A 22,303-nucleotide genomic window follows, 5' to 3' on the forward strand; every position below is an offset into this window, starting at 1 on the left:
AGGCCATGGTAAGCCGAGTTGATCGCGGTCCGGTCGCGGAATGGTTCTGGACCATCGACCGTTTCTTTCTGGCGGCATTCATCGCGCTGATGGGCATCGGCCTGATGCTGTCCTTCGCGGCGTCGCCGGCCGTTGCCGAGCGTATCGGCCTCAACAGCTTCTTTTTCGTTGAGCGTCAGGCCATGTTCATGGTGCCATCGCTGGCGATCATGGTCGGCTTGTCCTTCCTGTCGCCGCGCCAGGTGCGCCGCGTGGCGGTCATCATGCTGATCGCCTCGCTGCTGATGATGATCTTTGCACTGTTCTTCGGCATCGAGGTGAAGGGCGCGCGGCGGTGGATTTCCATCGGCACTTTCTCGATCCAGCCGTCGGAATTCATGAAGCCGGCTTTCGTCATCGTCTGCGCATGGCTTTTTGCAGAGCGGGCGCGCCATCCGGAAATTCCGGGCAATCTCTTTGCGATCATCACCTTCGGAATCGTGGCCGCACTTCTCATCGCCCAGCCTGACTTCGGCCAGACGATCCTGACTTCCGTTGTCTGGGGCGGCATGTTCTTCATGGCGGGTGTGCCGTGGTTCTGGATCATCATGCTCGGTGGTCTCGGCGTCGGCGGCATCATCTCCGCCTACCTCATGCTGCCGCACGTGGCCGGCCGTATCGACCGTTTCTGGACGGGTGAGGGCGACACGTTCCAGGTGGACACGGCGCGTGAAGCGATCATTCGTGGCGACTGGTTCGGTCGCGGACCGGGTGAGGGTATCGTCAAGCGCATCATTCCCGATAGCCATACCGACTTCATCTTCTCGGTTGCGGCGGAAGAATTCGGCATCGTTTTCTGCATGTTTCTTGTTGCCATCTTCGCCTTCATCGTGCTGCGCGGCCTGTCGCACGCCTTCAAGGAAAAGGACGATTTCTGCCGCTTCGCCGTGGCTGGCCTTGTGCTGCAGATCGGCATGCAGTCGATGATCAATATCGGCGTCAATCTGGAACTGATGCCTGCCAAGGGCATGACCTTGCCGCTGATTTCCTATGGTGGTTCGTCAATGATGGCGATATGCGTGACCGCCGGTTTCCTTCTGGCATTGACACGCCACAGACCCGAAAAGCGGGCGCAGGAGCGGAGTTTCTTCCGCGTTGGTTCCGGCGTTCCCGCGGAGTAAACGATCATGAGCAAGGGTATTGTTCTTCTTGCCGCCGGTGGAACCGGCGGCCATGTGTTTCCGGCAGAAGCGCTGGCGCATACGCTGAAGGCACGCGGTTATCAGGTGCATCTCGTCACCGACAGTCGCGCCGAGCGTTATGCGGGCAAGTTTCCGGCAGATGAAATTCATGTGGTTCCGTCTGCCACCATCGGCTCCAAAAACCCAATTTCCGTGGCGGGTTCGCTCTGGAAGCTCTGGGTTGGCCTGCGCGCGGCGCGTCGGCTGGTCGCAAAACTGAAGCCGGTCGCGGTTGTCGGTTTCGGCGGCTATCCGACCGTGCCGCCGCTGCTGGCCTCCACCGGGCTTGGAGTGCCGTCGATCATTCACGAACAGAACGCCGTGATGGGCCGCGCCAACAAGGCACTTGCCGGGCGGGTAAAGGCAATTGCCGGCGGCTTCCTGCCGCCCGCCAATGGTCAATATTCCGACAAGACCGTCGCGACCGGTAATCCGGTGCGCCCAGCGGTGCTGGCGGCATCTGAAATACCCTACACGGCCTCGCAGACAGGCGAGCCTTTCCAGCTCGTTGTCTTTGGCGGCAGCCAGGGCGCGCAGTTTTTCTCGAGCGCGGTACCCGCCGCAATCTGCCTCCTGAAAGACGAGCAGCGCAAGCGCATCGTCGTCACCCAGCAGGCGCGGCCGGAAGACAAGGACAGCGTCATCGCGTCCTACCAGAAGCTCGGCGTGAAGGCGGATGTTTCGCCCTTCTTCGGCGATATGGCGTCGCGTATCGGCGAGGCCGATCTGGTCATCAGCCGCTCGGGCGCTTCGACGGTATCGGAGCTTTCGGTGATCGGCCGTCCGTCGATCCTCGTGCCTTATCCGCATGCGCTGGATCATGATCAGGCGGCGAACGCGGCTGCGCTTTCGGCGGCGGGTGGGGCAAGCGTCATCAAGCAGGCGGAGCTCTCGCCGCAGAAGCTCTCTGGCCTGCTGTCCTCGGCGCTTGCCGAACCCGAGCGGCTTTCCGCAACGGCGGCGGCGGCGAAGGCAACCGGCAAACCGCACGCGGCGGATGTGCTGGCCGATCTGGTGGAGGCGATTGCCTCCGGCCGGTCCGTACAGGAATTCAAGAAGAACATTGAAGGAGTTGGGGCATGAAGATGCCGAAAGCCATAGGCCTTGTGCATTTCATCGGCATAGGCGGGATCGGCATGAGCGGCATTGCCGAAGTGCTTCACAATCTCGGCCACCGGGTACAGGGATCGGACCAGGCCGACAGCGCCAATGTGCAGCGTCTGCGTGACAAGGGCATCGAGGTTTTTGTGGGCCACACGGCTGACAATATCGGCGATGCAGAGGTCGTCGTCGTTTCGACCGCGATCAAGAAGAACAATCCGGAGCTCGTCGCCGCGCGGGAAAAGCACCTGCCGATCGTGCGCCGCGCGGAAATGCTGGCCGAGCTGATGCGCTTCCGTAACGCCATCGCCATCGGCGGCACGCACGGCAAAACGACGACGACCTCCATGGTCGCCACGCTCCTAGAAGCCGGCAATCTCGACCCGACCGTCATCAATGGCGGCATCATCAATGCCTATGGCACCAATGCCCGCATGGGTGAGGGTGAGTGGATGGTGGTGGAGGCCGACGAGTCCGACGGCACTTTCCTGAAGCTGCCGGCCGACGTCGCCGTCATCACCAATATCGATCCGGAACATCTCGACCATTACGGCAATTTCGATGCCGTACGCGCCGCATTCCGTCAGTTCGTCGAGAACGTGCCTTTCTACGGTTTCGGCGTCATGTGCCTCGATCATCCCGAAGTGCAGGCATTGGTTGGCCGCATCGAAGACCGCAAAGTCATCACATATGGCGAGAACCCGCAGGCCGACGTGCGGTTTTCGAATGTCCGCATCGACGGTACGCGCTCGGTCTTCGACGTGGAAATCCGCCGTCGCCGCACCGGCAAGATTTTCTCTTTCAAGGACCTCGTCCTGCCGATGCCCGGCCGCCATAACGTTTCGAATGCGACAGCGGCAATCGCGGTTGCCAATCGTCTAGGCATCTCGGAAGCCGACATCAAGAAGGGGCTTGCCTCCTTCGGTGGCGTCAAGCGACGTTTCACGCTGACGGGTGAAGCCAACGGGGTGCAGGTTTTTGACGATTACGGTCACCACCCGGTCGAGATCAAGGCTGTGCTGAAGGCGGCGCGGGAAGCCTGCAAGGGCCGCATCATCGCCGTGCACCAGCCACACCGCTACAGCCGTCTTTCGAGCCTGTTTGATGATTTCGCGCATTGTTTCAACGATGCCGATACGATTCTTCTTGCTCCGGTTTATGCAGCGGGCGAAGATCCCATCGAAGGCGCAAGCTCCGAAGCGCTGGTTTCGGCCATCAAGGCCGCTGGCCACCGTGACGCGCGTTTCCTCGAAAAGCGGGAGGACCTTGCGTCACAGGTCGCAGCCATTGCGAATCCGGGTGATTTCGTGGTTCTCTTGGGGGCTGGGAATATCACGCAATGGGCAGCGTCGCTGCCTTCGGAATTGAAGAGCATATCAGGAAAGTCTGAATGAGACAGGTCGATGGGGTTAAATTGCTGGGGAGGCTCGGCGACGGGGTAAAGGAATTGCGGGGACGTCTGACACCGGATGCGCCTATGGACCGCGTGACGTGGTTCAGAGCCGGCGGTCTTGCGGAGGTGATGTTCCAGCCGCACGATACGGATGATCTGATTGCCTTCCTGAAAATTCTGCCGGAAGATGTGCCGCTGACCGTGGTTGGCGTCGGCTCGAACCTTCTGGTGCGTGACGGCGGTATTCCGGGCGTGGTCGTGCGCCTGTCCGCCAAGGGCTTCGGTCAGGTGGAGCTTGCCGGTGAAAACCGCATCAAGGCGGGCGCGATCTGCCCGGACAAGCATATTGCAGCCATGGCCATGGATAATGGCATTGGCGGCTTCCACTTCTATTACGGCATTCCGGGCTCCATCGGCGGAGCGCTGCGCATGAATGCGGGCGCAAACGGCGGCGAGACGCGTGAACGTGTCGTGGAAGTCTACGCGGTCGACCGTCAGGGCAACCAGCATGTGCTTTCCAATGCCGATATGGGCTACAGCTATCGTCATTCCGGCGCCGACGCAGGCCTGATCTTCACCGGTGCGCTCTTCGAGGGCTATCCCGAGGACAAGGCGAAAATCCGCGCCGATATGGATGCGGTGCGTCATCACCGCGAAACCGTGCAGCCAATCCGCGAACAGACCGGCGGCTCGACCTTCAAGAACCCCGAAGGTCATTCCGCATGGGAGCTTATCGATGAGGCGGGCGGTCGTGGTCTTGTGATCGGCGGCGCGCAGATGTCATCACTGCATTGCAATTTCATGATCAATACCGGCCATGCGACCGGTTACGATCTGGAATATCTAGGCGAGACCATCCGCAAGCGCGTGTTTGACAAATCGGGCATCCGGCTGGAATGGGAAATCAAGCGGCTCGGGCTGTTCATGCCCGGTCGTGAAGTGGAGCCTTTTCTGGGGGCTTGATGCCAGTCGGCCTTGCTAAGATGTAAACACATTAAAGCCCGCGAAACTCTCGTTTCGCGGGCTTTTTGTTACTGTCGGTATCTATGGACTCAGACTTCGTCCTTGCGGGACAGAAGAATGCAGGCCAGCGTGATGAGCGCGGATACGCAGAGGTAATAGCCGACATAGCCCATGCCGTAGTTCACCTGCAGCCATGTGGCGATGTAAGGCGCCAGCGACGCGCCGAAGATGCCGGCCATGTTGAAGGTGATCGAAGAGCCGGTATAGCGGACGCGGGTCGGGAAGGGGGCGGCGAGCGCCGTTCCGATCAGGCCGTAGGTCATGCCCATCAGCATCATCGCGAGAGCCGCGAAGACGAAGATCGAGCCTTCGCTGCCGGTCATCAGGCCGGGCAGCAGGAAGGAGAACAGGCCGATCAGCACTGTCGTCAGGATCAGAATTTCGCGGCGACCGAATTTTTCCGCAAGCTTGCCGGCAATCGGAATGAAGATACCGAAAACGACGGAGCCGAGGATCTGCACTTCCAGCGCGTCGAGGAACGGAATTTTCAGGACCTTGACGTTGTAGGAGAGCAGATAGGCCGTGCCGATGTAGAAGAGCACGAAGGTGGCGAGCGCCACAAAGGTGCCGAGCACGAGGCTGCGCTTGTGGTTGCGGAATAGTTCCGCGACCGGCACGGCCACACGTTCTTCCTTTTCGATGGCCTTCTGGAAGTCGGGCGTTTCGGTGATCGACAGGCGAACCCACATGCCGACCGCGATCAGGATGATCGAGGCGACGAAGGGAATGCGCCAGCCCCAGCTGAGAAGCGCTTCCTGCGACATGAAGTGCAGCAGGATCCAGAACACGCCTGACGAGAGGAACAGGCCGACGGGTGCGCCAAGCTGCGGGAACATGCCGTACCAGCTGCGCTTGCCGGGAGGGGCGTTTTCCGTCGCGAGCAGGACGGCACCGCCCCATTCGCCACCAAGACCGAAGCCCTGGCCGAAGCGGCAAAGTGCGAGCAGCAGCGGCGCCAGAACGCCGGCCGTCTCATATGACGGCAGCAGGCCGATCACGACCGTCGAGACACCCATGGTCAGCAGCGCCGCGACAAGCGTCGTCTTGCGGCCAACGCGGTCGCCATAGTGGCCGAAGACCACGGCGCCGAGGGGGCGGGCGAAAAAGGCGATGGAGAAAGTTGCGAAAGACGCCAGAAGCGCCGTCATCGGATCATTGTTCGGGAAGAACAATGTCGGGAACACGAGCACTGCGGCCGTGGCGTAAACGTAGAAATCGAAAAACTCGATGGTCGTACCGACCAGACTGGCAGTGAGAACTCGTGCAGGCGAATTTGTCTTTACAGCGTTCGAATTGTCAGCGGTCGGCGATACCGGAGATATCGCGTCGGTCATGGTATTGGTTCCATTTTGGATGATTGCAATGTCATGCCTTGGGAGGCGACATCTGCGTTAACGCAATTTTTGTTCTTATGGAATGCTAAAAAAGAAATAATGCAGATAATGTGATCCGTCAGGGCGACACGTGTGGTCACGGCCTTGGAGAACGTTCGTCGATTGAGAGACTGATTCAGGCCGCGGTTTTAAAACGCTGAAACGGCAGATAATTTGCCTGGGGAATAATCCTGTCTGTTAACGTTTCGGCCTTGCCTTTGTCGCGCGGCAGCAGACGCGCCGGCGTCGTTTTATTTCCGATCATTGAAAACCTGCATGTTGCATTCCGCGCAACTCTCTGATTCCAAGGAGGGAATTCGGATCAATGCTGATTCTTTAACAAACTCGGCATGTTGGGCGCGGCGGTTAACGAAAGTAAACGATTCATTAACCTTAATCGCGTTTAACTGGTCTCAAGGGTCATGTGCCAGAATCACCGGTTTGTGAAATCCGGTCGGTTCGGAGCGTGGTCCGTAACGGAGAGTTGGTGTCAGAGGTATCGATGAGCGGCAAGCACGTAGCTGTTCTTATGGGTGGATTTTCGTCGGAGCGGCCGGTCAGCCTGTCGTCGGGCAACGCTTGCGCGCAGGCTCTGGAAGACGAGGGCTACAAGGTCACCCGTGTCGATGTCGGCCGCGATGTCGCCGCCGTGCTTGATGCGCTGCGCCCGGACGTCGCTTTCAACGCGCTGCATGGGCCCTTCGGCGAAGACGGCACCATTCAGGGCATCCTCGAATATCTCGCCATTCCCTATACCCATTCCGGCGTGCTCGCCTCGGCGCTTGCCATGGACAAGGCGCAGGCCAAGAAGGTTGCTGCTGCTGCCGGCATTCCTGTCGCCGCCGAGCGAGTCATGAACCGCTTCGATTTCACCAGCGAACATCCGCTGGCGCCGCCTTATGTGGTGAAGCCGGTGCGTGAAGGCTCGAGCTTCGGCGTCGTTATCGTCAAGGAAGATCAGTCGCACCCGCCGCAGATCCTCACGTCCTCTGAATGGAAATACGGCGACCATGTCATGGTCGAGCGTTATATCCATGGGCGCGAACTGACCTGCGGGGTGCTCGACGGCGAGGCGCTGGGCGTCACCGAAGTGGTGCCGCTCGGTCACAATTTCTATGATTACGATGCGAAATACGCTGCTGGTGGCTCGAAACATGTCATTCCCGCAGAAATTTCACCGAAAATTTACCAAAAAATTCAAACACTGGCGGTTATGGCGCATCGGGCGATCGGGTGCCGTGGCGTAAGCCGTTCAGACTTTCGTTACGACGACCGTTTCTCAGAAGATGGCGAAGTTATCTGGCTTGAAGTGAATACACAGCCGGGCATGACGCCGACCTCCCTGGTGCCTGAAATGGCGGCCCATGCTGGCCGCTCCTTTGGTAACCTTGTCAGCTGGATGGTGGAGGACGCTTCGTGTTTGCGGTGATCGGCAAAAAGTCGACGGCAAAAAAGCGCGAGCAATTCGCGGCGGCGGCCAGTGCCGACGATCGTATGGTGTTGCCGCGTCCGCTGCGTCGCGTCGTGCGTTTCGGCGTCAGCCTTGCGACGGGACGTATCCACATTCCCGCCCATACCGGTACGATTGCGGCCGTCGCCTTTTATGCGGCGACCGGGCTTTATGGCATGTCGCTCGGCGGCCATACGAATATCGTCACGCAGGCAACGACCTCCGCAGCCGGTTTCGCCGTTGAGGACGTGAAGGTCTCCGGCAACCTGCAGACCTCCGAAATCGATGTCTTCCAGCTTCTCGGTCTCGATGGCAGCACGTCCCTGATCGCGCTCGACATCGACGCCGCGCGCCGCAAGCTGGTGCAGCTTCCCTGGGTTGAGGATGTCGATATCCGCAAGATCTATCCGAAGACGGTCGAGGTTCGTCTGAAGGAGCGTCAGGCTTTTGGCATCTGGCAGCACGGCTCGGAGCTGTCGCTGATCGAAAAGAGCGGCAGTGTCATTGCGCCGCTGCGTGACAACAAGTTTGCCTCGCTGCCGCTTTTCGTGGGCCGCGACGCGGAAACCGGTGCTGCCGGTTTCGTCGAGCAGCTGGCTGACTGGCCGGAAATCCGCAGCCGCGTCCGAGCCTACGTGCGTATCGCCGGCCGCCGCTGGGACCTGCATCTCGACAACGGCATCGTCGTCAAGCTACCAGAAGAAAACCTGCCGCAGGCGCTGCAATTGCTCGCGCGGCTCGATCTGGAAGAGAAAGTTCTGTCGCGCGATGTCGCTGCCGTGGACCTGCGCCTGTCCGACCGTACGACGATCCAACTGACCGAAGGTGCCGCCGAACGCCGCCAGGCTGCCGTCGATGCGCGCACCAAGGCTCTCAAGAAAGCGGAGAAGAACACATGAGCTTTTTCGGTTCTTCCCATTTCGGTCTGCCTCGTCTGAAGCCGCTTTCTTCCAAGCGCAGCCACATCGTTTCGGTGCTCGACATCGGCTCGACCAAGGTCGTGTGCATGATCGGCCGGCTGACGCCCCGTCAGGAAAGCGAAATCCTGCCTGGCCGCACCCACAAGGTCGAAATCATCGGCATCGGCCACCAGCGTTCGCGCGGCGTGAAGTCAGGCGTGATTGCCGACCTCGACGCGCTGGAAGGCGTCATCCGTCTTTCAGTCGATGCGGCTGAGCGCATGGCGGGCCTGACCGTCGACAGCCTGATTGTCAATGTTTCCGCCGGCCGCCTGGCGAGCGATATCTACACCGCGAGCATCGATCTCGGCGGCCAGGAAGTGGAAGCAAGCGATCTGCGCAAGGTTCTGGTGGCGGCAAGCCAGCAGTCCATGCGTCAGGACCGGGCGATCCTGCATTCGCTGCCGACGGGCTATTCGCTGGATGGCGAGCGCGGTATCCGCGATCCGCTGTCGATGTACGGCGATCTTCTCGGCGTTGACATGCATGTGGTGACTGTCGAACGCACGGCGCTGAAGAACCTCGAACTTTGCGTCAACCGCGCGCATCTGTCCGTCGAGGGCATGGTCGCGACGCCCTATGCCAGCGGTCTAGCAGCACTGGTGGACGATGAAGTCGAACTCGGCTGCGCCGCCATCGACATGGGCGGCGGCACGACGACGATCTCGGTTTTTGCCGAGGGCCGGCTCATCCATACGGACGCGATCGGCCTTGGCGGCCATCACGTTACGACAGATCTTGCACGAGGCCTCTCGACACGAATCGAAGATGCGGAGAGACTGAAGGTGGTGCATGGTTCGGCTTTGCTGAATGGCGCGGATGAGCGCGACATGATTTCGATCCCGCCGATTGGCGAAGATGATCGCGATCAACCATCGCAAGTTTCAAGAGCATTGGTTACCCGCATCGTGCGGGCACGTATCGAAGAGACGCTGGAATTGATCCGTGATCGTATCCAGAAGTCCGGCTTCAGCCCCATCGTCGGCAAGCGCGTCGTCCTGACCGGCGGCGCGAGCCAGCTGACGGGGCTGCCGGAAACGGCGCGGCGCATTCTTGCCCGCAACGTTCGCATCGGCCGCCCCATGGGCGTGGCTGGTCTTCCGGTCGCGGCAAAGGGCCCGGCGTTTTCAACCGCCTGCGGACTGATGATCTATCCGCAGGTGGCGGACATCGAAATTCATGCGGCGCAAGGCGGAATGTTCTCGCCGTTTGGTAACGGTAGCGGCCGGATAGCCCGGGTGGGGCAATGGCTGAAAGAGAGTTTTTGAGTAGCCTCGGGGCGCAAGCCGGAGGTTTCAGAGTTGAGTTTCAAGAATCGGCCAGCGGGGCGATGCGGCCAGAGAAAGAAGGAATGTTAAAATGACGATACAGCTGCAGAAGCCTGATATCACAGAGCTGAAGCCACGCATCACCGTCTTCGGTGTCGGTGGCGGTGGTGGTAACGCTGTCAACAACATGATCACGGCTGGCCTCCAGGGCGTCGACTTCGTTGTCGCCAACACGGATGCCCAGGCGTTGACCATGACGAAGGCAGATCGGGTCATTCAGCTCGGCGTCAACGTCACTGAAGGTCTCGGCGCCGGTTCCCAGCCGGAAGTCGGGCGCGCTGCCGCTGAAGAATGCATCGACGAGATCATCGATCACCTTAACGGCACGCATATGTGCTTCGTCACCGCCGGCATGGGCGGCGGCACCGGCACCGGTGCTGCTCCTGTTGTCGCGCAGGCTGCGCGCAACAAGGGCATCCTGACGGTTGGCGTCGTCACCAAGCCTTTCCACTTCGAAGGCGGCCGCCGCATGCGTCTTGCCGAACAGGGCATCGAGGAACTGCAGAAGTCCGTCGATACGCTGATCGTCATTCCGAACCAGAACCTCTTCCGTATTGCCAATGACAAGACGACCTTTGCGGACGCCTTCGCCATGGCCGACCAGGTTCTCTATTCCGGCGTTGCCTGCATTACCGACCTGATGGTGAAGGAAGGTCTCATCAACCTCGACTTCGCCGACGTCCGTTCGGTCATGCGCGAAATGGGCCGCGCGATGATGGGCACCGGCGAGGCTTCCGGTCCGGGCCGCGCAATGCAGGCTGCGGAAGCGGCGATCGCCAACCCGCTGCTCGACGAAACCTCGATGAAGGGTGCGCAGGGCCTCTTGATCTCCATCACCGGCGGTCGCGACCTCACCCTCTTCGAAGTCGACGAAGCTGCGACCCGTATTCGCGAAGAAGTTGATCCGGATGCGAACATCATCCTCGGCGCAACCTTCGACGAAGCGCTTGAAGGCCTCATCCGCGTCTCCGTCGTTGCAACCGGCATTGACCGCGTTGCAGGCGTCGGCGAACAGAACGTTGCCGAAATGCGCGCCGCAGCCGCCGCTGCAAAGCCGCTTATCCGTCCTTCCGCGGCCGTTGCTCCCGCTCCGGCCGCAGTACAGCCTGCCGCAGTTTCGCAGGCACCGAAGGCCGTAGACCCGATCGCCCAGACCATCCGTTCGGCAGAAGCCGAAATGGAACGTGAACTCGGTTTTGCCGCACATCAGCAGCCGGCCCAGGACTTCCGTCCGCAGAGCAAGCTGTTCGCATCCTCTCCGGCTGAAGCACCGGCGGCACTTCGTCCGGCCCAGCCGGTTCAGCAGGCCGCTCCGGCTCCGGTTGCTCCGGCACCGGTCTATCACGCTCCGGAACAGCATGCTGCTCCGGCACCGCGCATGCAGCAGCCGCAGGCTCCCGTCTATCAGGAACCTGCACCGGTTGCCCGCCAGCCTGAGCCGGTTCGAATGCCGAAGGTCGAAGACTTCCCGCCGGTCGTGAAGGCCGAGCTGGACCACCGCACCCATGCCGCTCCTGCTGCCCAGGAAGAGCGTGGCCCGATGGGTCTTCTGAAGCGCATCACCAACTCGCTTGGTCGCCGCGAAGAAGAAGAAGTTCCTTCCGACATGATGGATGCGCCGAGCATGGCGCCGCAGCGCCGCGCACCGCTTTCGCCGGAAGCAAGCCTCTACGCACCGCGTCGCGGCCAGCTCGACGATCACGGCCGTGCAACGCCTGCATCGTCCAGCCACCACGATGATGACCAGCTGGAAATCCCGGCCTTCCTGCGCCGCCAGTCCAACTGAGGGCGATTCCATTAGCCTCTCGAAACGCCCGGATCCGACGATCCGGGCGTTTTGTTTATTTTACGTTATTAACACTAAATTAATTAGCGTTGTCAGCTACTTACGCATGTAACAATCCGAAACGAACAGTGATTTGTCGTGGCACGTACATGTGCGTATGTATGAGGCTGGGTAAAGGAACAGACTGACTTCGCCGGTCGTTAAAACCCGGCTTGAAAACTTGAACGGCGCTGGCCCAAGCGGCGCGGTTTGCAAAAAAGGCATACACTAATGACTATCGGACTGCTCGGATTTCAGACAACTATCGCACATGCCGTTCAGCTTAAAGGCATTGGCGTGCATTCCGGCAATCCGGTCTCGATGACGTTCCAGCCCGCAGAAGCTGGAACGGGCATCGTCTTCCATCGCCTCCATGACAATGGCAGCGTCACCGAGCTGAAGGCAGTGTCTGCCAATGTCGGCAATACCGATCTGTGCACCGTGCTTGGCCGTTCGCTTTCCCAGTCGGTAGCGACGATCGAGCACGTCATGGCCGCCATCTACGCCATGGGCCTCGACAACCTTGTCGTCGAGGTAGACGGTCCGGAAGCGCCGATCATGGATGGCAGCTCTGCTCCCTTCATTGAAGCGATCGAATCGGTCGGCATCAAGAACCTTGGCGTGAAGCGCCGCTATATCAGGGTCACCAAGCCGGTGCGTATCGATTCGGGTGCGTCCTGGGCGGAGTTCCGTCCTTATGACGGTACGCGCTTCGAGGTCGACATCGATTTCGACACGCCGCTGATCGGCAAGCAATCCTGGAAGGGTGACCTGACGGCAGAGACGTTCAAGAACGAACTGTCGCGTGCCCGTACTTTTGGCTTTATGCGTGATGTCGAGCGCCTTTGGGCCGCCGGTTATGCACTGGGCTCCTCGCTTGAGAATTCGGTTGTCATTTCCGACGACAACAGCGTCATCAACATGGAAGGCCTGCGTTACGCCAAGGACGAGTTCGTCCGCCACAAGACGCTTGACGCGGTGGGCGACCTGGCACTTGCGGGCGCTCAGTTCATCGGTTGCTACCGTTCTTATCGCGGTGGTCACAAGGTCAATGCCAATGCGCTGAAGGCCCTGCTGAGCGACCGTACGGCTTACGAGATCGTAGAGGCTCCGGCCGCACGCAACCAGATGGTGCGCGCCCGCGAATTTGTGGCCGTCAATATGCCCGAATTCGCGCCCTGGTCCGCGTAAGGTCTTTTGAAGGCTATCAATTGACAGAAAAGCCGCTCCTCCGGGGCGGCTTTTCCGTGAGACGGAGCAGGAAGTTGCAAATTATCGCCGGATAATCGTGCGATTGCATGGGGTGATGCCATAAAAATGCGTTAATGCGTCATCATTGCGTTGCCCTGCGGATGCTTTTATGGCTAGAACGCCAATACAAAGCCGATGCTTATGTATTTGCGCGGGAAGTGGGAACTGTCGAATGAAGCATGTAGGGTCTGGTGCAATGAAGGGTACGATGCGGGGGATCGCCGTTTCGTTGATGTTGGTCGGCGCGAGCGTCGTCGTCACTGCCTGCCAGTCCGATCCGGATATCGACATCACCAAGCTTGGCGTGGAGACCGATCCGCCTGACGTTCTGTACAAGCAAGCGCTGGCGAACATGAACAAAGGCAATATGACGGAAGCCTCACGCAAGTTCGAGGCGATCGACAAGCAGTACCCCTTCACGGAATGGGGCCAGAAGGCGCTTGTCATGCAGACCTTCATTGCCACGCGCACCAACAAGAACGATGTGGCAATCACCACCGGTAGCCGTTTCCTGCGGCAATATCCGCGTTCCAAGGACGCCGCTTACGTTCAGTACATGATCGGTCTTGCCTATTCGAAGCAGATTTCCGACGTCACGCAGGACCAGCGCGCCGCGCAGCGCACAGTTGAGGCGATGAACAAGGTCGTCAACGACTATCCCGATTCGGAATATGTCGCGGATGCGCAGGCCAAGATCCGTTTCGCCCGCGATCAGCTTGCCGGCCGCGAAATGCAGGTCGGTCGTTATTACCTTGAGCGCAAGGAATATCTCGCCGCCGTGTCGCGTTTCCGCATCGTCGTCGAGCAGTACCAGAACACCAACCAGATCGAGGAAGCGCTGGCGCGTCTGACGGAAGCCTATTACGCGATGGGCCTGGTGGACGAAGCGCAGACTGCGGCTGCCGTTCTCGGCAACAACTATCCCGACAGCCAATGGTATGCGGATTCCTACAAGCTGCTGAAGGGCCAGGGCCTGGAGCCGCGTGAGAATAAGGGGTCCTGGATTTCGCGCGCCGGCAAGAAGCTCATCGGCGCCTGAGACGGGGCATAGGCCATGCTGGTCCAGCTCTCAATTCGCGATATCGTTCTCATCGAAAGGCTCGACCTCGGTTTCGAGGCGGGCCTTTCCGTGTTGACGGGCGAGACGGGTGCGGGCAAATCCATTCTTCTCGATAGTCTCTCGCTGGCGCTTGGCGGCCGCGGCGATGGCGGCCTTGTGCGCCACGGGGAGGAAAAGGGGCAGGTCACCGCGACTTTCGAGGTGCCGAACAATCATCCGACAAGGCTTCTCCTGCGCGAAAACGGTCTCGATGACGATGGCGACCTGATTTTCCGCCGCGTGCAATCTTCCGACGGGCGCACCAAGGCCTATATCAACGATCAGGCCATCAGCGTGCAGATGATGCGCCAGCTTGGTCAGATGCTGGTCGAGATTCACGGCCAGCATGATGATCGTGCGCTTGTCGATACGGATGCGCACCGCATGCTGCTGGATGCCTTTGCCGGGCTGAGCGAAGAGGCTCGCGCTGTTCAGGCATTCTATCGCACCTGGAAAGATGCTGACCGGGCCTTAAAGACGCATCGCGCAAAAGTCGAGGCTGCGGCGCGAGAGGCGGATTACCTGCGCTCTTCCGTCGAAGAATTGGAAACGCTTTCGCCGCGCGATGGCGAGGAGGATGAACTGGCCGAACGCCGGGCGGTGATGCAAAAATCCGAACGCATCGCTGGCGATATTGCTGAAGCCAGCGAATTCCTGAACGGCAATGCTTCGCCCGTGCCTGTCATAGCATCCATGATGCGGCGTCTGGAGCGCAAGAGCCACGAGGCTCCCGGCCTGCTGGAAGACACCGTGCAATTGCTGGATGCCGCGCTGGACAATCTTTCCAATGCGCAGATGGAAGTGGAAGCGGCGCTGCGCCGCACAGAATTCGATCCGCGCGAGCTGGAGCGGGTGGAGGAGCGGCTGTTCGCGTTGCGCGCCGCCGGACGCAAATATAATGTCGCCGTGCCAGACCTCCCGGCCCTCGCCGAAAAAATGGTGGCCGATCTCGCCGATCTCGATGCCGGCGAAGAAAAGCTTGGCAAGCTCGAGGCCAATCTCGGCGTCGTGAAGGCTGATTTTGACCGTGCCGCGCAGTCGCTTTCCGACAAACGCCGTAATGCAGCGGAAGCGCTTTCCAACGCTGTCATGGCCGAGCTTCCGGCGTTGAAGCTGGAGCGGGCGCGGTTTACCGTCGAGGTCACCTCCGATCCCGAGCAGGCGACGGCCGACGGCATCGATACGGTGGAATTCCACGTGCAGACCAACCCGGGCACGCGCCCAGGTCCGATCATGAAGGTCGCATCAGGCGGCGAATTGTCCCGCTTCCTGCTGGCGCTGAAAGTGGCGCTGGCGGATCGCGGTTCGGCACCGACCCTGGTGTTCGACGAAATCGACACGGGTGTCGGTGGCGCGGTGGCGGATGCCATCGGCCAGCGGCTGCGCCGCCTGTCCAAAACCGTGCAGGTCCTTTCCGTCACCCATGCGCCGCAGGTGGCGGCACGGGCGGCGACCCATCTTCTCATTTCAAAGGGTCCGTCCGGCGATGGAAGCGAGCGTATCGCCACGCGCGTCGCCACGATGGAGCCGCAGCACCGCACCGAAGAGATCGCCCGTATGCTTGCTGGCGCGTCCGTGACGGACGAGGCACGGGCTGCTGCCGCTCGTCTTCTAGCAGCCAAGGACTGACCCTTCGCGGCAATGCCAGTGCAGTGCCTTTCGGCATTGTGAGTCCAGCGGCAAAACTGTTTTTAATGTTTGTTATTTCGGCTAAAAGCGTTCGGTAATTCCGAAAAGAGGCCGTCATGTCGAAAGACCAGAAACCCGTTGAAAACCTCACCGAGCTTGAAGCCTCTTCGGAGCTTGCATTTCTGGCGGCCGAGCTTGCCCGCCATGACGCGCTTTACCACGGCAAGGATGCGCCGGAGATTTCCGATGCGGAGTATGACGCGCTGAAGCGGCGCAACGACGCCATCGAAGCGAATTTCCCGGCGCTGGTGCGGGCCGACAGCCCATCGAAAAAAGTAGGCTTCGCGCCGCTTCCGACCTTTGCGCCCATCGTGCATGCGCGACCGATGCTGTCGCTCGACAATACGTTCTCGGAAGAAGATCTGCGCGACTTCGTCAGTTCGGTTTATCGTTTCCTCGGGCATCTGCCTGATGACTCCATTGCTTTCACTGCGGAACCGAAGATCGACGGGCTTTCCATGTCCATCCGCTACGAAAACCGCAGGCTGAAGACAGCGGCGACGCGCGGTGACGGCACGACCGGCGAAAATGTCACTCCCAATATAAGGACCATCAAGGAAATTCCGAACGAGCTGCCCGCCGATGCGCCCGATGTGGTGGAAGTGCGCGGCGAGGTCTATATGGCCAAAAGCGACTTTCTGGCGCTCAACGCCAAGATGGAAGCGGAAGGCAAGCAGACCTACGTGAACCCGCGCAATACTGCCTCCGGCTCCCTGCGTCAGCTGGACGCCAATGTGACGGCGAAACGCAAGCTGCGGTTTTTCGCCTACGCCCTCGGCGAGGTTTCGAATGGCGGTCAACCGACGCGGATTGCTGATACCCAATATGGCATCGTCGAGAAGTTCAGGCAGTGGGGTTTCCCGGTTAATCCGCTGATGAAGCGATTCACGTCCGCCCAGCAATTGCTTGAGCATTATAATGAAATCGGTGTTGCGCGGCCCGATCTCGATTACGATATCGACGGTGTGGTCTACAAGGTCGACCGGCTTGATCTGCAGGAACGGCTGGGCTTCCGCTCGCGCAGCCCGCGCTGGGCGACCGCGCATAAATTTCCAGCAGAGCAAGCCTTCACGACGGTTGAAAATATCGAAATTCAGGTTGGCCGCACCGGCGCGCTGACGCCGGTCGCGCGTCTTACCCCCATCACTGTCGGCGGTGTCGTCGTTACCAATGCCACGCTGCACAATGCCGATTATATCGAGGGCATCGGGAATAGCGGTGAGCGCATCCGCCCGGAAGATCACGATATCCGCATCGGCGACACTGTTATCGTGCAGCGGGCCGGCGATGTCATTCCGCAGGTTCTGGACGTGCTTCTGGAAAAGCGACCGGCCGGGGCGGCAAAATACGCCTTCCCGGAAAAATGTCCGGTCTGCGGCAGCCATGCGGTGCGGGAGCGTAATGAGAAGACCGGCAAGCTCGATTCGGTCACGCGCTGCACCGGCGGTTTCGTCTGCCGGGCCCAGGCGGTGGAGCATCTGAAACATTTCGTCTCGCGTAATGCCTTCGATATCGAAGGGCTGGGCACCAAGCAGATCGATTTCTTCTTCGAAAGTGACGATCCTGCGCTCTCGATCAAGACCGCACCCGACATCTTCACGCTGAAGGCGCGTCAGGATGCTTCCCATCTGACCAAGCTCGAAAATATCGACGGTTTTGGCAAGGTCAGCGTCAGGAAGCTGTTCGACGCCATCGATGCCCGCCGCGAGATCGATCTGCACAGGCTCATCTTCGCGCTGGGCATCCGCCATGTGGGTGAGACTACGGCGAAGCTTCTGGCGCGCTCCTATGGCACTTACGACCATTTCGAAGAAAGCATGAAGGCGGCGGCGGATCCCGCAAGCGATGCGTGGGCCGAGCTTAATGCCATCGACGGCATCGGCGAGGTGGTGGCCCGCGCCATTATCGAGTTCTACAAGGAGCCACGCAATCTCGACGTCATCGATCGGCTGATAAGGGAACTTCGTCCGAAAGAGGCGGAAAAGCCTTCTACGGAAGGCAGCCCGGTGGCAGGCAAGACAGTGGTGTTTACCGGGTCGCTGGAGAAGTTTACCCGCGACGAGGCGAAGGCCCGGGCGGAAAGTCTGGGCGCCAAGGTTGCCGGTTCCGTTTCGAAAAAGACCGATATTCTGGTGGCGGGGCCGGGAGCGGGCTCCAAGCTTGCCAAGGCGGCGGAACTGGGCGTGCAGACCATGGATGAGGACGAGTGGCTGGCGCTGATCGGCGGCTGAGGGGCCGTCATGGAAATATTGTCCTCTGCTGCTAGAGCTTTGTGCCTGAGACGGAGGGTAAGGCATGGATGACCGCATCGTCGTCAGCGCAGAGCAGGTCCGGGCGCTGGTTGTCAGCCAGTTTCCTCAATGGGCGGCGTTAGATGTTCGGCCGGTGGAACTGAGCGGCTGGGACAATCGCAGTTTTCGCCTTGGCGATGAAATGCTCATCCGCATGCCGAGCGCCACCCGTTACGTGGCGCAGGTCGAGAAGGAGCATCGATGGCTGCCAACGCTAGCGCCTTTCCTGCCTTTTCCGATCCCTGCTCCAGTAGCGCTCGGGCAGCCGGGGCAGGGTTATCCGTTTCGTTGGTCGGTCTATCGCTGGCTCGAAGGGGAACCGCTTGCTCAGCATCTGGAGAAGGTCGATCTGTCGGTCATTGCCATTGATGTCGCCACGTTCTTGAGATCATTACACGAGGCGGATGCTGTGGATGGCCCGGTCGCAGGGGCGCATAACTTTCATCGCGGGGGCTCGCTTGCAGTCTATGACGGGGAAGCGAAGGCCTCGGCGGCGCGGCTTGCCGGTGAGGTGGATCAGGCGCTGGCTATCGAGATATGGCAGCTTGCGCTTTCGAGTCATTGGCAAAAGCAGCGGGTGTGGGTGCATGGCGACATTGCCGAGGGCAATCTGCTGGTGAAGGATGGCAGGCTTTCGGCCGTCATCGATTTCGGCAGTTCCTGCGTAGGCGATCCGTCTTCTGATCTCATTCTCGCGTGGAATGTGCTTGATGCTGAAAGCCGGGCTGTTTTTCGCAGAGCGCTCAATCTGGATGAGGCCACATGGCAGCGCGGGCGCGGGTGGGCCTTATGGAAGGCGCTGATCGTTCTGGATGCCGAGCGCGGCCGTAACGAAAAAATGGCCGAATGGTCGCGCCGGACCATTCGGGAAGTGTTTGCCGACCACTTGTGCAGCTAACCGACTATCGAAGTCGTGCCATCACGTGGGCATCAACGTATTTGCCATCACGATAGGCGTCGTTGCGCAGGGTGCCTTCAAGTTCAAAACCGAATTTCTCGTAAAGCCGGATCGCGGGGAGATTGTCGGTGAAGACGTTGAGTTCGATGCGGCGGATATCGTGCCAATTATCGGCGGTGTCGATCAAAGCCGCCAGAATATATGTTCCGACACCTCTGCCGGCAAAATCGTCGTGGACACTGATTACCAGATCGGCAATGTGGGACTGTCTTCCTGCCCTGCGGAAACAGTCCTGCATTGGCAACGATCTTTCCCCGCCATTCGCCAACGATGGCGATATCGTTGGGGCCGCGGTTCTCCATCGATTTTCGTGTTTTTTCAACCGACTGAAATGGTTGTCGAAGCGTGCCGTGACGGACGCCGGGCAGGTTGAACATTTCTGTCAGGGCTTCAGCGTCGTCCAGACGCGCGGCGCGCAGGACGACTTCATTCAAGCTGAATTGCGAATCTTCATTATCGGCAAATTTCACAGTCTGCATGCCTGTCTCCTCGGGCGTATGGGAGCAGGAGTGCGAACCCTGCTCGACTGGCAGGGTGGAAATGGATCGCTTAACGCGACGACATACCTTCCCCTGCCGGGTGGCCGGTGATGGTGTGACGACGGGTGGTGTTCTGCTTCGCGATCATGGGCGCACAATGCTTTTGCCGTGTAATTCTGTCAAGCAGGTGCGTTGCCCAGCAGGCTTCTGAGTTTTGACGGCAGCCTGCCGTCGATCGCCGCGAGACCCGCAGCAATCATCGCCATGCCGGCGAAGTGCTTCATTTCCAGTTGCTCCCCTAGAAGCAGGGAACCGAGCAGGATGGCGCTGACGGGGATGAGGAAGGTGACGAGGGCAAGGTTGGTGGCGCCGGCGCTGGCAAGAATGCGGAAGAAAATGAGATAGGCGAGCGCCGTCGAGAGCAGTGCGATGCCGACAAGCGCGCCCCACGTGCCGAGGCTCGGCATGGCGAGTGTCCATGGTTTGTCGATGAGAAGGGCGGCCGGGATCAGCATCAGTGCCGAAGAGGAAATCTGGCCGGTGGCGGTCATCAGCGGCGGCACGCCCATGGCCTTGAAGCGGCGGCCGAATATGCCCGCGAAGGCATAAGAGATAGCCGCGCCGAGGACGGCGATCTGGCCCCAGAGGCCGGATGAGCCGGTAAAGGCGGCAGGGCCGATCATGGTCGCCACGCCGGCGAAGCCGACCAATACGCCGGTCAGCTTATTGCCAGTCATCTTTTCATCAGTGGTGAGAAAATGCGCGACGATAACCGTGAAGAGCGGCGTTGTGGCATTGAGGATCGAAGCCAGTCCGCTGGCAATATGGGTCTGGCCCCAGACGATCAGGCAGAAGGGAATGATGTTATTTAGAAGGCCCATGCCGAAAAAGGCGCGCCACACCGCCCATTGCCTCGGCAGGCGAAGGCCCATGATGCGGCAGACGAGCTGAAGCGCGATTGCCGCAAGGGTAACACGCAGTGCGACGATGGTGACGGGAGGCAGTTCCTTGACCGCAACACCGATGAAAAAGAACGATCCGCCCCACAGGAGCGAAAGCGCGACGAGCATCGCCCATTCGCGGGCATCCATCTGTTTCTGTATCGCCATTATCATCTCCAACGCATGAGCATCGACATGATCGCAGACGGGATCCCCGCCATCCACCCGATATTGGTTGAGTAAATCTCAAGCTCGGAGGTGATGGGTTTTCACGTCGCTCTGTGTCTTGTTGCGTTCATTTACTCTCTGTTTTATGATGTTTTCAAACGATTGTTTCTCGTTCGATAATTGAGTTGAGCTAAATCATGTCCGCCGAACTCCCGTCTCTGAAAGGGCTGCAGGCCTTCGAGGCCGCAGCGCGCTATCGCAGCGTCACGCTTGCCTCCAATGAGTTGAATGTCACGCCCGGCGCCGTCAGTCTGCAAATCCGGGAGCTGGAGGCGCGGCTTGGTGTGCAATTGTTTTTTCGCAAGCCGCGTAGCATCCAGCTGACGCGCGAGGGGGAGCGTTATTACGGCGCGCTCCGCACCGCTTTCCGGATGATGCGCGAGGCGACGGCGGAGCTGACAGCGCGGTCTGAGATCACCGTTTTGACGCTGAGCTGCACACCGACCTTCGCCGTCCAATGGCTGATGCCGCGATTGCCCGCCTTCCAGCAGCAGCACCCGCAGGTGGATGTGCGCATCAGCGTCACGAACCGATTGGTGGATTTTTCGAGGGACGACGTCGATCTGGCCGTCCGGCACGGTTTCGGACGGTACGAAGGGCTTGAGAGCATCCGCTTCATTGATGACAGCACGTTGCCGGTCTGCTCGCCCCAGCTTCTTGAAAAATACGGCCCGCTACGGGAAGCGGGCGATCTGAAATCGGTCCCGCTGCTGCATGATGAAAACCGCAATGAATGGCGGCGCTGGCTGGAAGCGGCAGGTGCAGCGGAAGTCGACGCGTCCGGCGGCACCGTTTTCATCGACAGCAACGGCGCGCTGGATGCCGCCAAGGCCGGGCATGGCATTGCACTGACCCGGCGTTCGCTCGTTTCCCGCGAGCTTGCCGAAGGTGCATTGATTGCGCCATTCGGTAAGGACATGGCCAGCACGCTCGCCTATTTCCTCGTTTATCCCAGGCGTATGCTCGATAATCCCGATCTCGTGACGCTCATCGACTGGATGCTTTCGGAAGCGCATTCCAGCGAAGCCGGTTCTCTTTGAGGCCGATCCGGTTTATGCCGGAAGAAACAACGGGAATCACTCTTGAAAACCATCGCCATCGACTTCGAAACCGCGAATGAAGAGCGGGGCAGCGCCTGCTCCGTCGGCCTTGCCTGGATAGAAGACGGGGCGATCGTTCGTGTCGAGGAACGGCTGATCCGGCCGAAGGACATGCGGTTTTCGCCCTTCAACATCGCCGTGCACGGCATCCGCCCTGCCGATGTCGAGGATGCGCCGGAATTTCCCGAGGTGATGGAGGAGTTCATCGACGACTTCCATGGTGCGACGATGATAGCCCACAATGCCGCCTTTGATTTCAGCGTCATGCGCGCGTCCTTCGACAAATATCGACAGTCCTATCCCGATCTTTCCTATCTGTGCAGCGTCAAGATCGCCCGGCATGTCTGGCCCAATCTGGTGTCGCACAAGCTGAATGTGATCGCTCATCACCTTCAGCTGCGTTTCGTACACCATAATGCCGCGGAAGATGCCGTTGTCTGCGCGGCCGCGTCGATTGCGGCGGCCAAGGCATTGAGTGTTGCCCATATCCACGATCTGCCGGAGAAAATCGGCATGGTGGCCGGTCGACTTACCGCCACGGGCTACCAGCCGTGCAGCATGAAAAAACGGCCTGCCGCCCGGGTTGCGTAACGGT

19 protein-coding genes and 1 pseudogene are annotated in these 22,303 nt (G+C 59.9%); 16 read left to right on the plus strand and 4 right to left on the minus strand.

Features of this window, described 5'->3' with window-relative positions:
- Positions 1–5: 5 nt before the first annotated feature.
- Genes ftsW through murB form a run of 4 tightly spaced genes read left to right on the plus strand, consistent with a single transcriptional unit; the run spans position 6 to position 4,677 of the window.
- Positions 6–1,160, plus strand: coding sequence for a putative lipid II flippase FtsW (gene ftsW, locus FHW77_RS06490; RefSeq protein WP_004442795.1), 1,155 nt, complete (start codon positions 6–8; stop codon positions 1,158–1,160).
- Between the two features lie 6 nt (positions 1,161–1,166).
- On the plus strand, positions 1,167–2,303 hold the full coding sequence (murG, locus tag FHW77_RS06495; protein WP_004442793.1) for an undecaprenyldiphospho-muramoylpentapeptide beta-N-acetylglucosaminyltransferase: 1,137 nt from the start codon (positions 1,167–1,169) through the stop codon (positions 2,301–2,303).
- Positions 2,300–3,715 carry a UDP-N-acetylmuramate--L-alanine ligase gene (murC, locus tag FHW77_RS06500; RefSeq protein WP_004442790.1) on the plus strand — a complete coding sequence of 472 codons (1,416 nt, stop codon included), beginning with the start codon at positions 2,300–2,302 and terminating at the stop codon, positions 3,713–3,715. The genes murG and murC overlap by 4 nt, the downstream gene beginning before the upstream one ends.
- Positions 3,712–4,677 carry a UDP-N-acetylmuramate dehydrogenase gene (gene murB, locus FHW77_RS06505; RefSeq protein WP_004442789.1) on the plus strand — a complete coding sequence of 322 codons (966 nt, stop codon included), beginning with the start codon at positions 3,712–3,714 and terminating at the stop codon, positions 4,675–4,677. The genes murC and murB overlap by 4 nt, the downstream gene beginning before the upstream one ends.
- 89 nt (positions 4,678–4,766) lie before the next feature.
- Here murB and FHW77_RS06510 read toward each other — a convergent pair whose 3' ends face one another.
- Both FHW77_RS06510 and FHW77_RS26650 read right to left on the minus strand, forming a co-directional pair.
- A complete protein-coding gene (locus FHW77_RS06510) occupies positions 4,767–6,071 on the minus strand; it encodes an MFS transporter (RefSeq protein ID WP_004442787.1) in 1,305 nt (434 codons plus the stop codon).
- Between the two features lie 175 nt (positions 6,072–6,246).
- Positions 6,247–6,375 carry a hypothetical protein gene (locus tag FHW77_RS26650; RefSeq protein WP_004442786.1) on the minus strand — a complete coding sequence of 43 codons (129 nt, stop codon included), beginning with the start codon at positions 6,373–6,375 and terminating at the stop codon, positions 6,247–6,249.
- 237 nt (positions 6,376–6,612) lie between these two features.
- Between FHW77_RS26650 and FHW77_RS06515 the strand changes: the two genes are divergently transcribed.
- The 9 genes from FHW77_RS06515 to FHW77_RS06555 all read left to right on the plus strand — a co-directional run bounded on the left by FHW77_RS06515 (position 6,613) and on the right by FHW77_RS06555 (position 18,900).
- Complete coding sequence (locus tag FHW77_RS06515; protein ID WP_004442785.1) at positions 6,613–7,539, plus strand: D-alanine--D-alanine ligase; 927 nt, start codon at positions 6,613–6,615, stop codon at positions 7,537–7,539.
- Entirely contained in the window at positions 7,527–8,459 is a 933-nt protein-coding gene (locus tag FHW77_RS06520) for a cell division protein FtsQ/DivIB (protein ID WP_004442784.1), read from the plus strand. Before FHW77_RS06515 ends, FHW77_RS06520 begins: the two co-directional genes overlap by 13 nt.
- Positions 8,456–9,787 carry a cell division protein FtsA gene (gene ftsA, locus FHW77_RS06525; protein ID WP_004442783.1) on the plus strand — a complete coding sequence of 444 codons (1,332 nt, stop codon included), beginning with the start codon at positions 8,456–8,458 and terminating at the stop codon, positions 9,785–9,787. The genes FHW77_RS06520 and ftsA overlap by 4 nt, the downstream gene beginning before the upstream one ends.
- Before the next feature lie 91 nt (positions 9,788–9,878).
- Positions 9,879–11,633 carry a cell division protein FtsZ gene (gene ftsZ, locus FHW77_RS06530; protein ID WP_004442782.1) on the plus strand — a complete coding sequence of 585 codons (1,755 nt, stop codon included), beginning with the start codon at positions 9,879–9,881 and terminating at the stop codon, positions 11,631–11,633.
- Between the two features lie 270 nt (positions 11,634–11,903).
- Positions 11,904–12,863, plus strand: coding sequence for a UDP-3-O-acyl-N-acetylglucosamine deacetylase (gene lpxC, locus FHW77_RS06535; RefSeq protein ID WP_004442781.1), 960 nt, complete (start codon positions 11,904–11,906; stop codon positions 12,861–12,863).
- A 232-nt stretch (positions 12,864–13,095) separates the two neighbouring features.
- On the plus strand, positions 13,096–13,962 hold the full coding sequence (locus tag FHW77_RS06540; RefSeq protein WP_006697761.1) for an outer membrane protein assembly factor BamD: 867 nt from the start codon (positions 13,096–13,098) through the stop codon (positions 13,960–13,962).
- A gap of 15 nt (positions 13,963–13,977) precedes the next feature.
- Complete coding sequence (gene recN / locus FHW77_RS06545; protein WP_044459619.1) at positions 13,978–15,651, plus strand: DNA repair protein RecN; 1,674 nt, start codon at positions 13,978–13,980, stop codon at positions 15,649–15,651.
- Between the two features lie 116 nt (positions 15,652–15,767).
- The gene (gene ligA / locus FHW77_RS06550; RefSeq protein WP_100911046.1) at positions 15,768–17,942 is read left to right on the plus strand and encodes an NAD-dependent DNA ligase LigA; all 2,175 of its coding nucleotides are present in this window, start codon (positions 15,768–15,770) and stop codon (positions 17,940–17,942) included.
- Between the two features lie 64 nt (positions 17,943–18,006).
- Entirely contained in the window at positions 18,007–18,900 is an 894-nt protein-coding gene (locus FHW77_RS06555) for an aminoglycoside phosphotransferase family protein (RefSeq protein ID WP_044459617.1), read from the plus strand.
- 4 nt (positions 18,901–18,904) lie between these two features.
- Here the strand turns inward: FHW77_RS06555 and FHW77_RS06560 are convergent.
- Positions 18,905–19,394, minus strand: a pseudogene (locus FHW77_RS06560) (GNAT family N-acetyltransferase).
- On the opposite strand from FHW77_RS06560, the gene FHW77_RS26950 reads away from it, so the two are divergent.
- Positions 19,311–19,550, plus strand: a complete 240-nt coding sequence (locus FHW77_RS26950; protein ID WP_244467021.1) for a hypothetical protein — start codon at positions 19,311–19,313, stop codon at positions 19,548–19,550. The pseudogene FHW77_RS06560 and the gene FHW77_RS26950 overlap by 84 nt on opposite strands.
- A 68-nt stretch (positions 19,551–19,618) precedes the next feature.
- Here FHW77_RS26950 and FHW77_RS06565 read toward each other — a convergent pair whose 3' ends face one another.
- Positions 19,619–20,548 (minus strand): DMT family transporter, encoded by a 930-nt coding sequence (locus tag FHW77_RS06565; RefSeq protein ID WP_004442774.1) that lies wholly within the window; start codon positions 20,546–20,548, stop codon positions 19,619–19,621.
- 197 nt (positions 20,549–20,745) lie between these two features.
- Between FHW77_RS06565 and gcvA the strand changes: the two genes are divergently transcribed.
- Positions 20,746–21,648 carry a transcriptional regulator GcvA gene (gene gcvA / locus FHW77_RS06570; protein WP_004442772.1) on the plus strand — a complete coding sequence of 301 codons (903 nt, stop codon included), beginning with the start codon at positions 20,746–20,748 and terminating at the stop codon, positions 21,646–21,648.
- Positions 21,649–21,690: 42 nt separating this feature from the next.
- On the plus strand, positions 21,691–22,299 hold the full coding sequence (locus FHW77_RS06575) for a 3'-5' exonuclease (RefSeq protein ID WP_044459616.1): 609 nt from the start codon (positions 21,691–21,693) through the stop codon (positions 22,297–22,299).
- Positions 22,300–22,303 lie beyond the last annotated feature (4 nt).

The organism is Agrobacterium sp. RC10-4-1 (assembly GCF_014138475.1).
GTDB lineage: Bacteria > Pseudomonadota > Alphaproteobacteria > Rhizobiales > Rhizobiaceae > Agrobacterium > Agrobacterium pusense.

Coding starts and splice junctions, on each gene's coding strand:
- FHW77_RS06510 (WP_004442787.1), bottom strand. CDS start 6,071: ATGACCGACGCGATATCTCCGGTATCGCCGACCGCTGACAATTCGAAC.
- recN (WP_044459619.1), top strand. CDS start 13,978: ATGCTGGTCCAGCTCTCAATTCGCGATATCGTTCTCATCGAAAGGCTC.
- ftsZ (WP_004442782.1), top strand. CDS start 9,879: ATGACGATACAGCTGCAGAAGCCTGATATCACAGAGCTGAAGCCACGC.
- FHW77_RS06555 (WP_044459617.1), top strand. CDS start 18,007: ATGGATGACCGCATCGTCGTCAGCGCAGAGCAGGTCCGGGCGCTGGTT.
- ftsW (WP_004442795.1), top strand. CDS start 6: ATGGTAAGCCGAGTTGATCGCGGTCCGGTCGCGGAATGGTTCTGGACC.
- FHW77_RS06515 (WP_004442785.1), top strand. CDS start 6,613: ATGAGCGGCAAGCACGTAGCTGTTCTTATGGGTGGATTTTCGTCGGAG.
- murB (WP_004442789.1), top strand. CDS start 3,712: ATGAGACAGGTCGATGGGGTTAAATTGCTGGGGAGGCTCGGCGACGGG.
- murC (WP_004442790.1), top strand. CDS start 2,300: ATGAAGATGCCGAAAGCCATAGGCCTTGTGCATTTCATCGGCATAGGC.
- ligA (WP_100911046.1), top strand. CDS start 15,768: ATGTCGAAAGACCAGAAACCCGTTGAAAACCTCACCGAGCTTGAAGCC.
- FHW77_RS06565 (WP_004442774.1), bottom strand. CDS start 20,548: ATGGCGATACAGAAACAGATGGATGCCCGCGAATGGGCGATGCTCGTC.
- FHW77_RS06540 (WP_006697761.1), top strand. CDS start 13,096: ATGAAGCATGTAGGGTCTGGTGCAATGAAGGGTACGATGCGGGGGATC.
- lpxC (WP_004442781.1), top strand. CDS start 11,904: ATGACTATCGGACTGCTCGGATTTCAGACAACTATCGCACATGCCGTT.
- FHW77_RS26650 (WP_004442786.1), bottom strand. CDS start 6,375: ATGATCGGAAATAAAACGACGCCGGCGCGTCTGCTGCCGCGCGACAAA.
- gcvA (WP_004442772.1), top strand. CDS start 20,746: ATGTCCGCCGAACTCCCGTCTCTGAAAGGGCTGCAGGCCTTCGAGGCC.
- ftsA (WP_004442783.1), top strand. CDS start 8,456: ATGAGCTTTTTCGGTTCTTCCCATTTCGGTCTGCCTCGTCTGAAGCCG.
- murG (WP_004442793.1), top strand. CDS start 1,167: ATGAGCAAGGGTATTGTTCTTCTTGCCGCCGGTGGAACCGGCGGCCAT.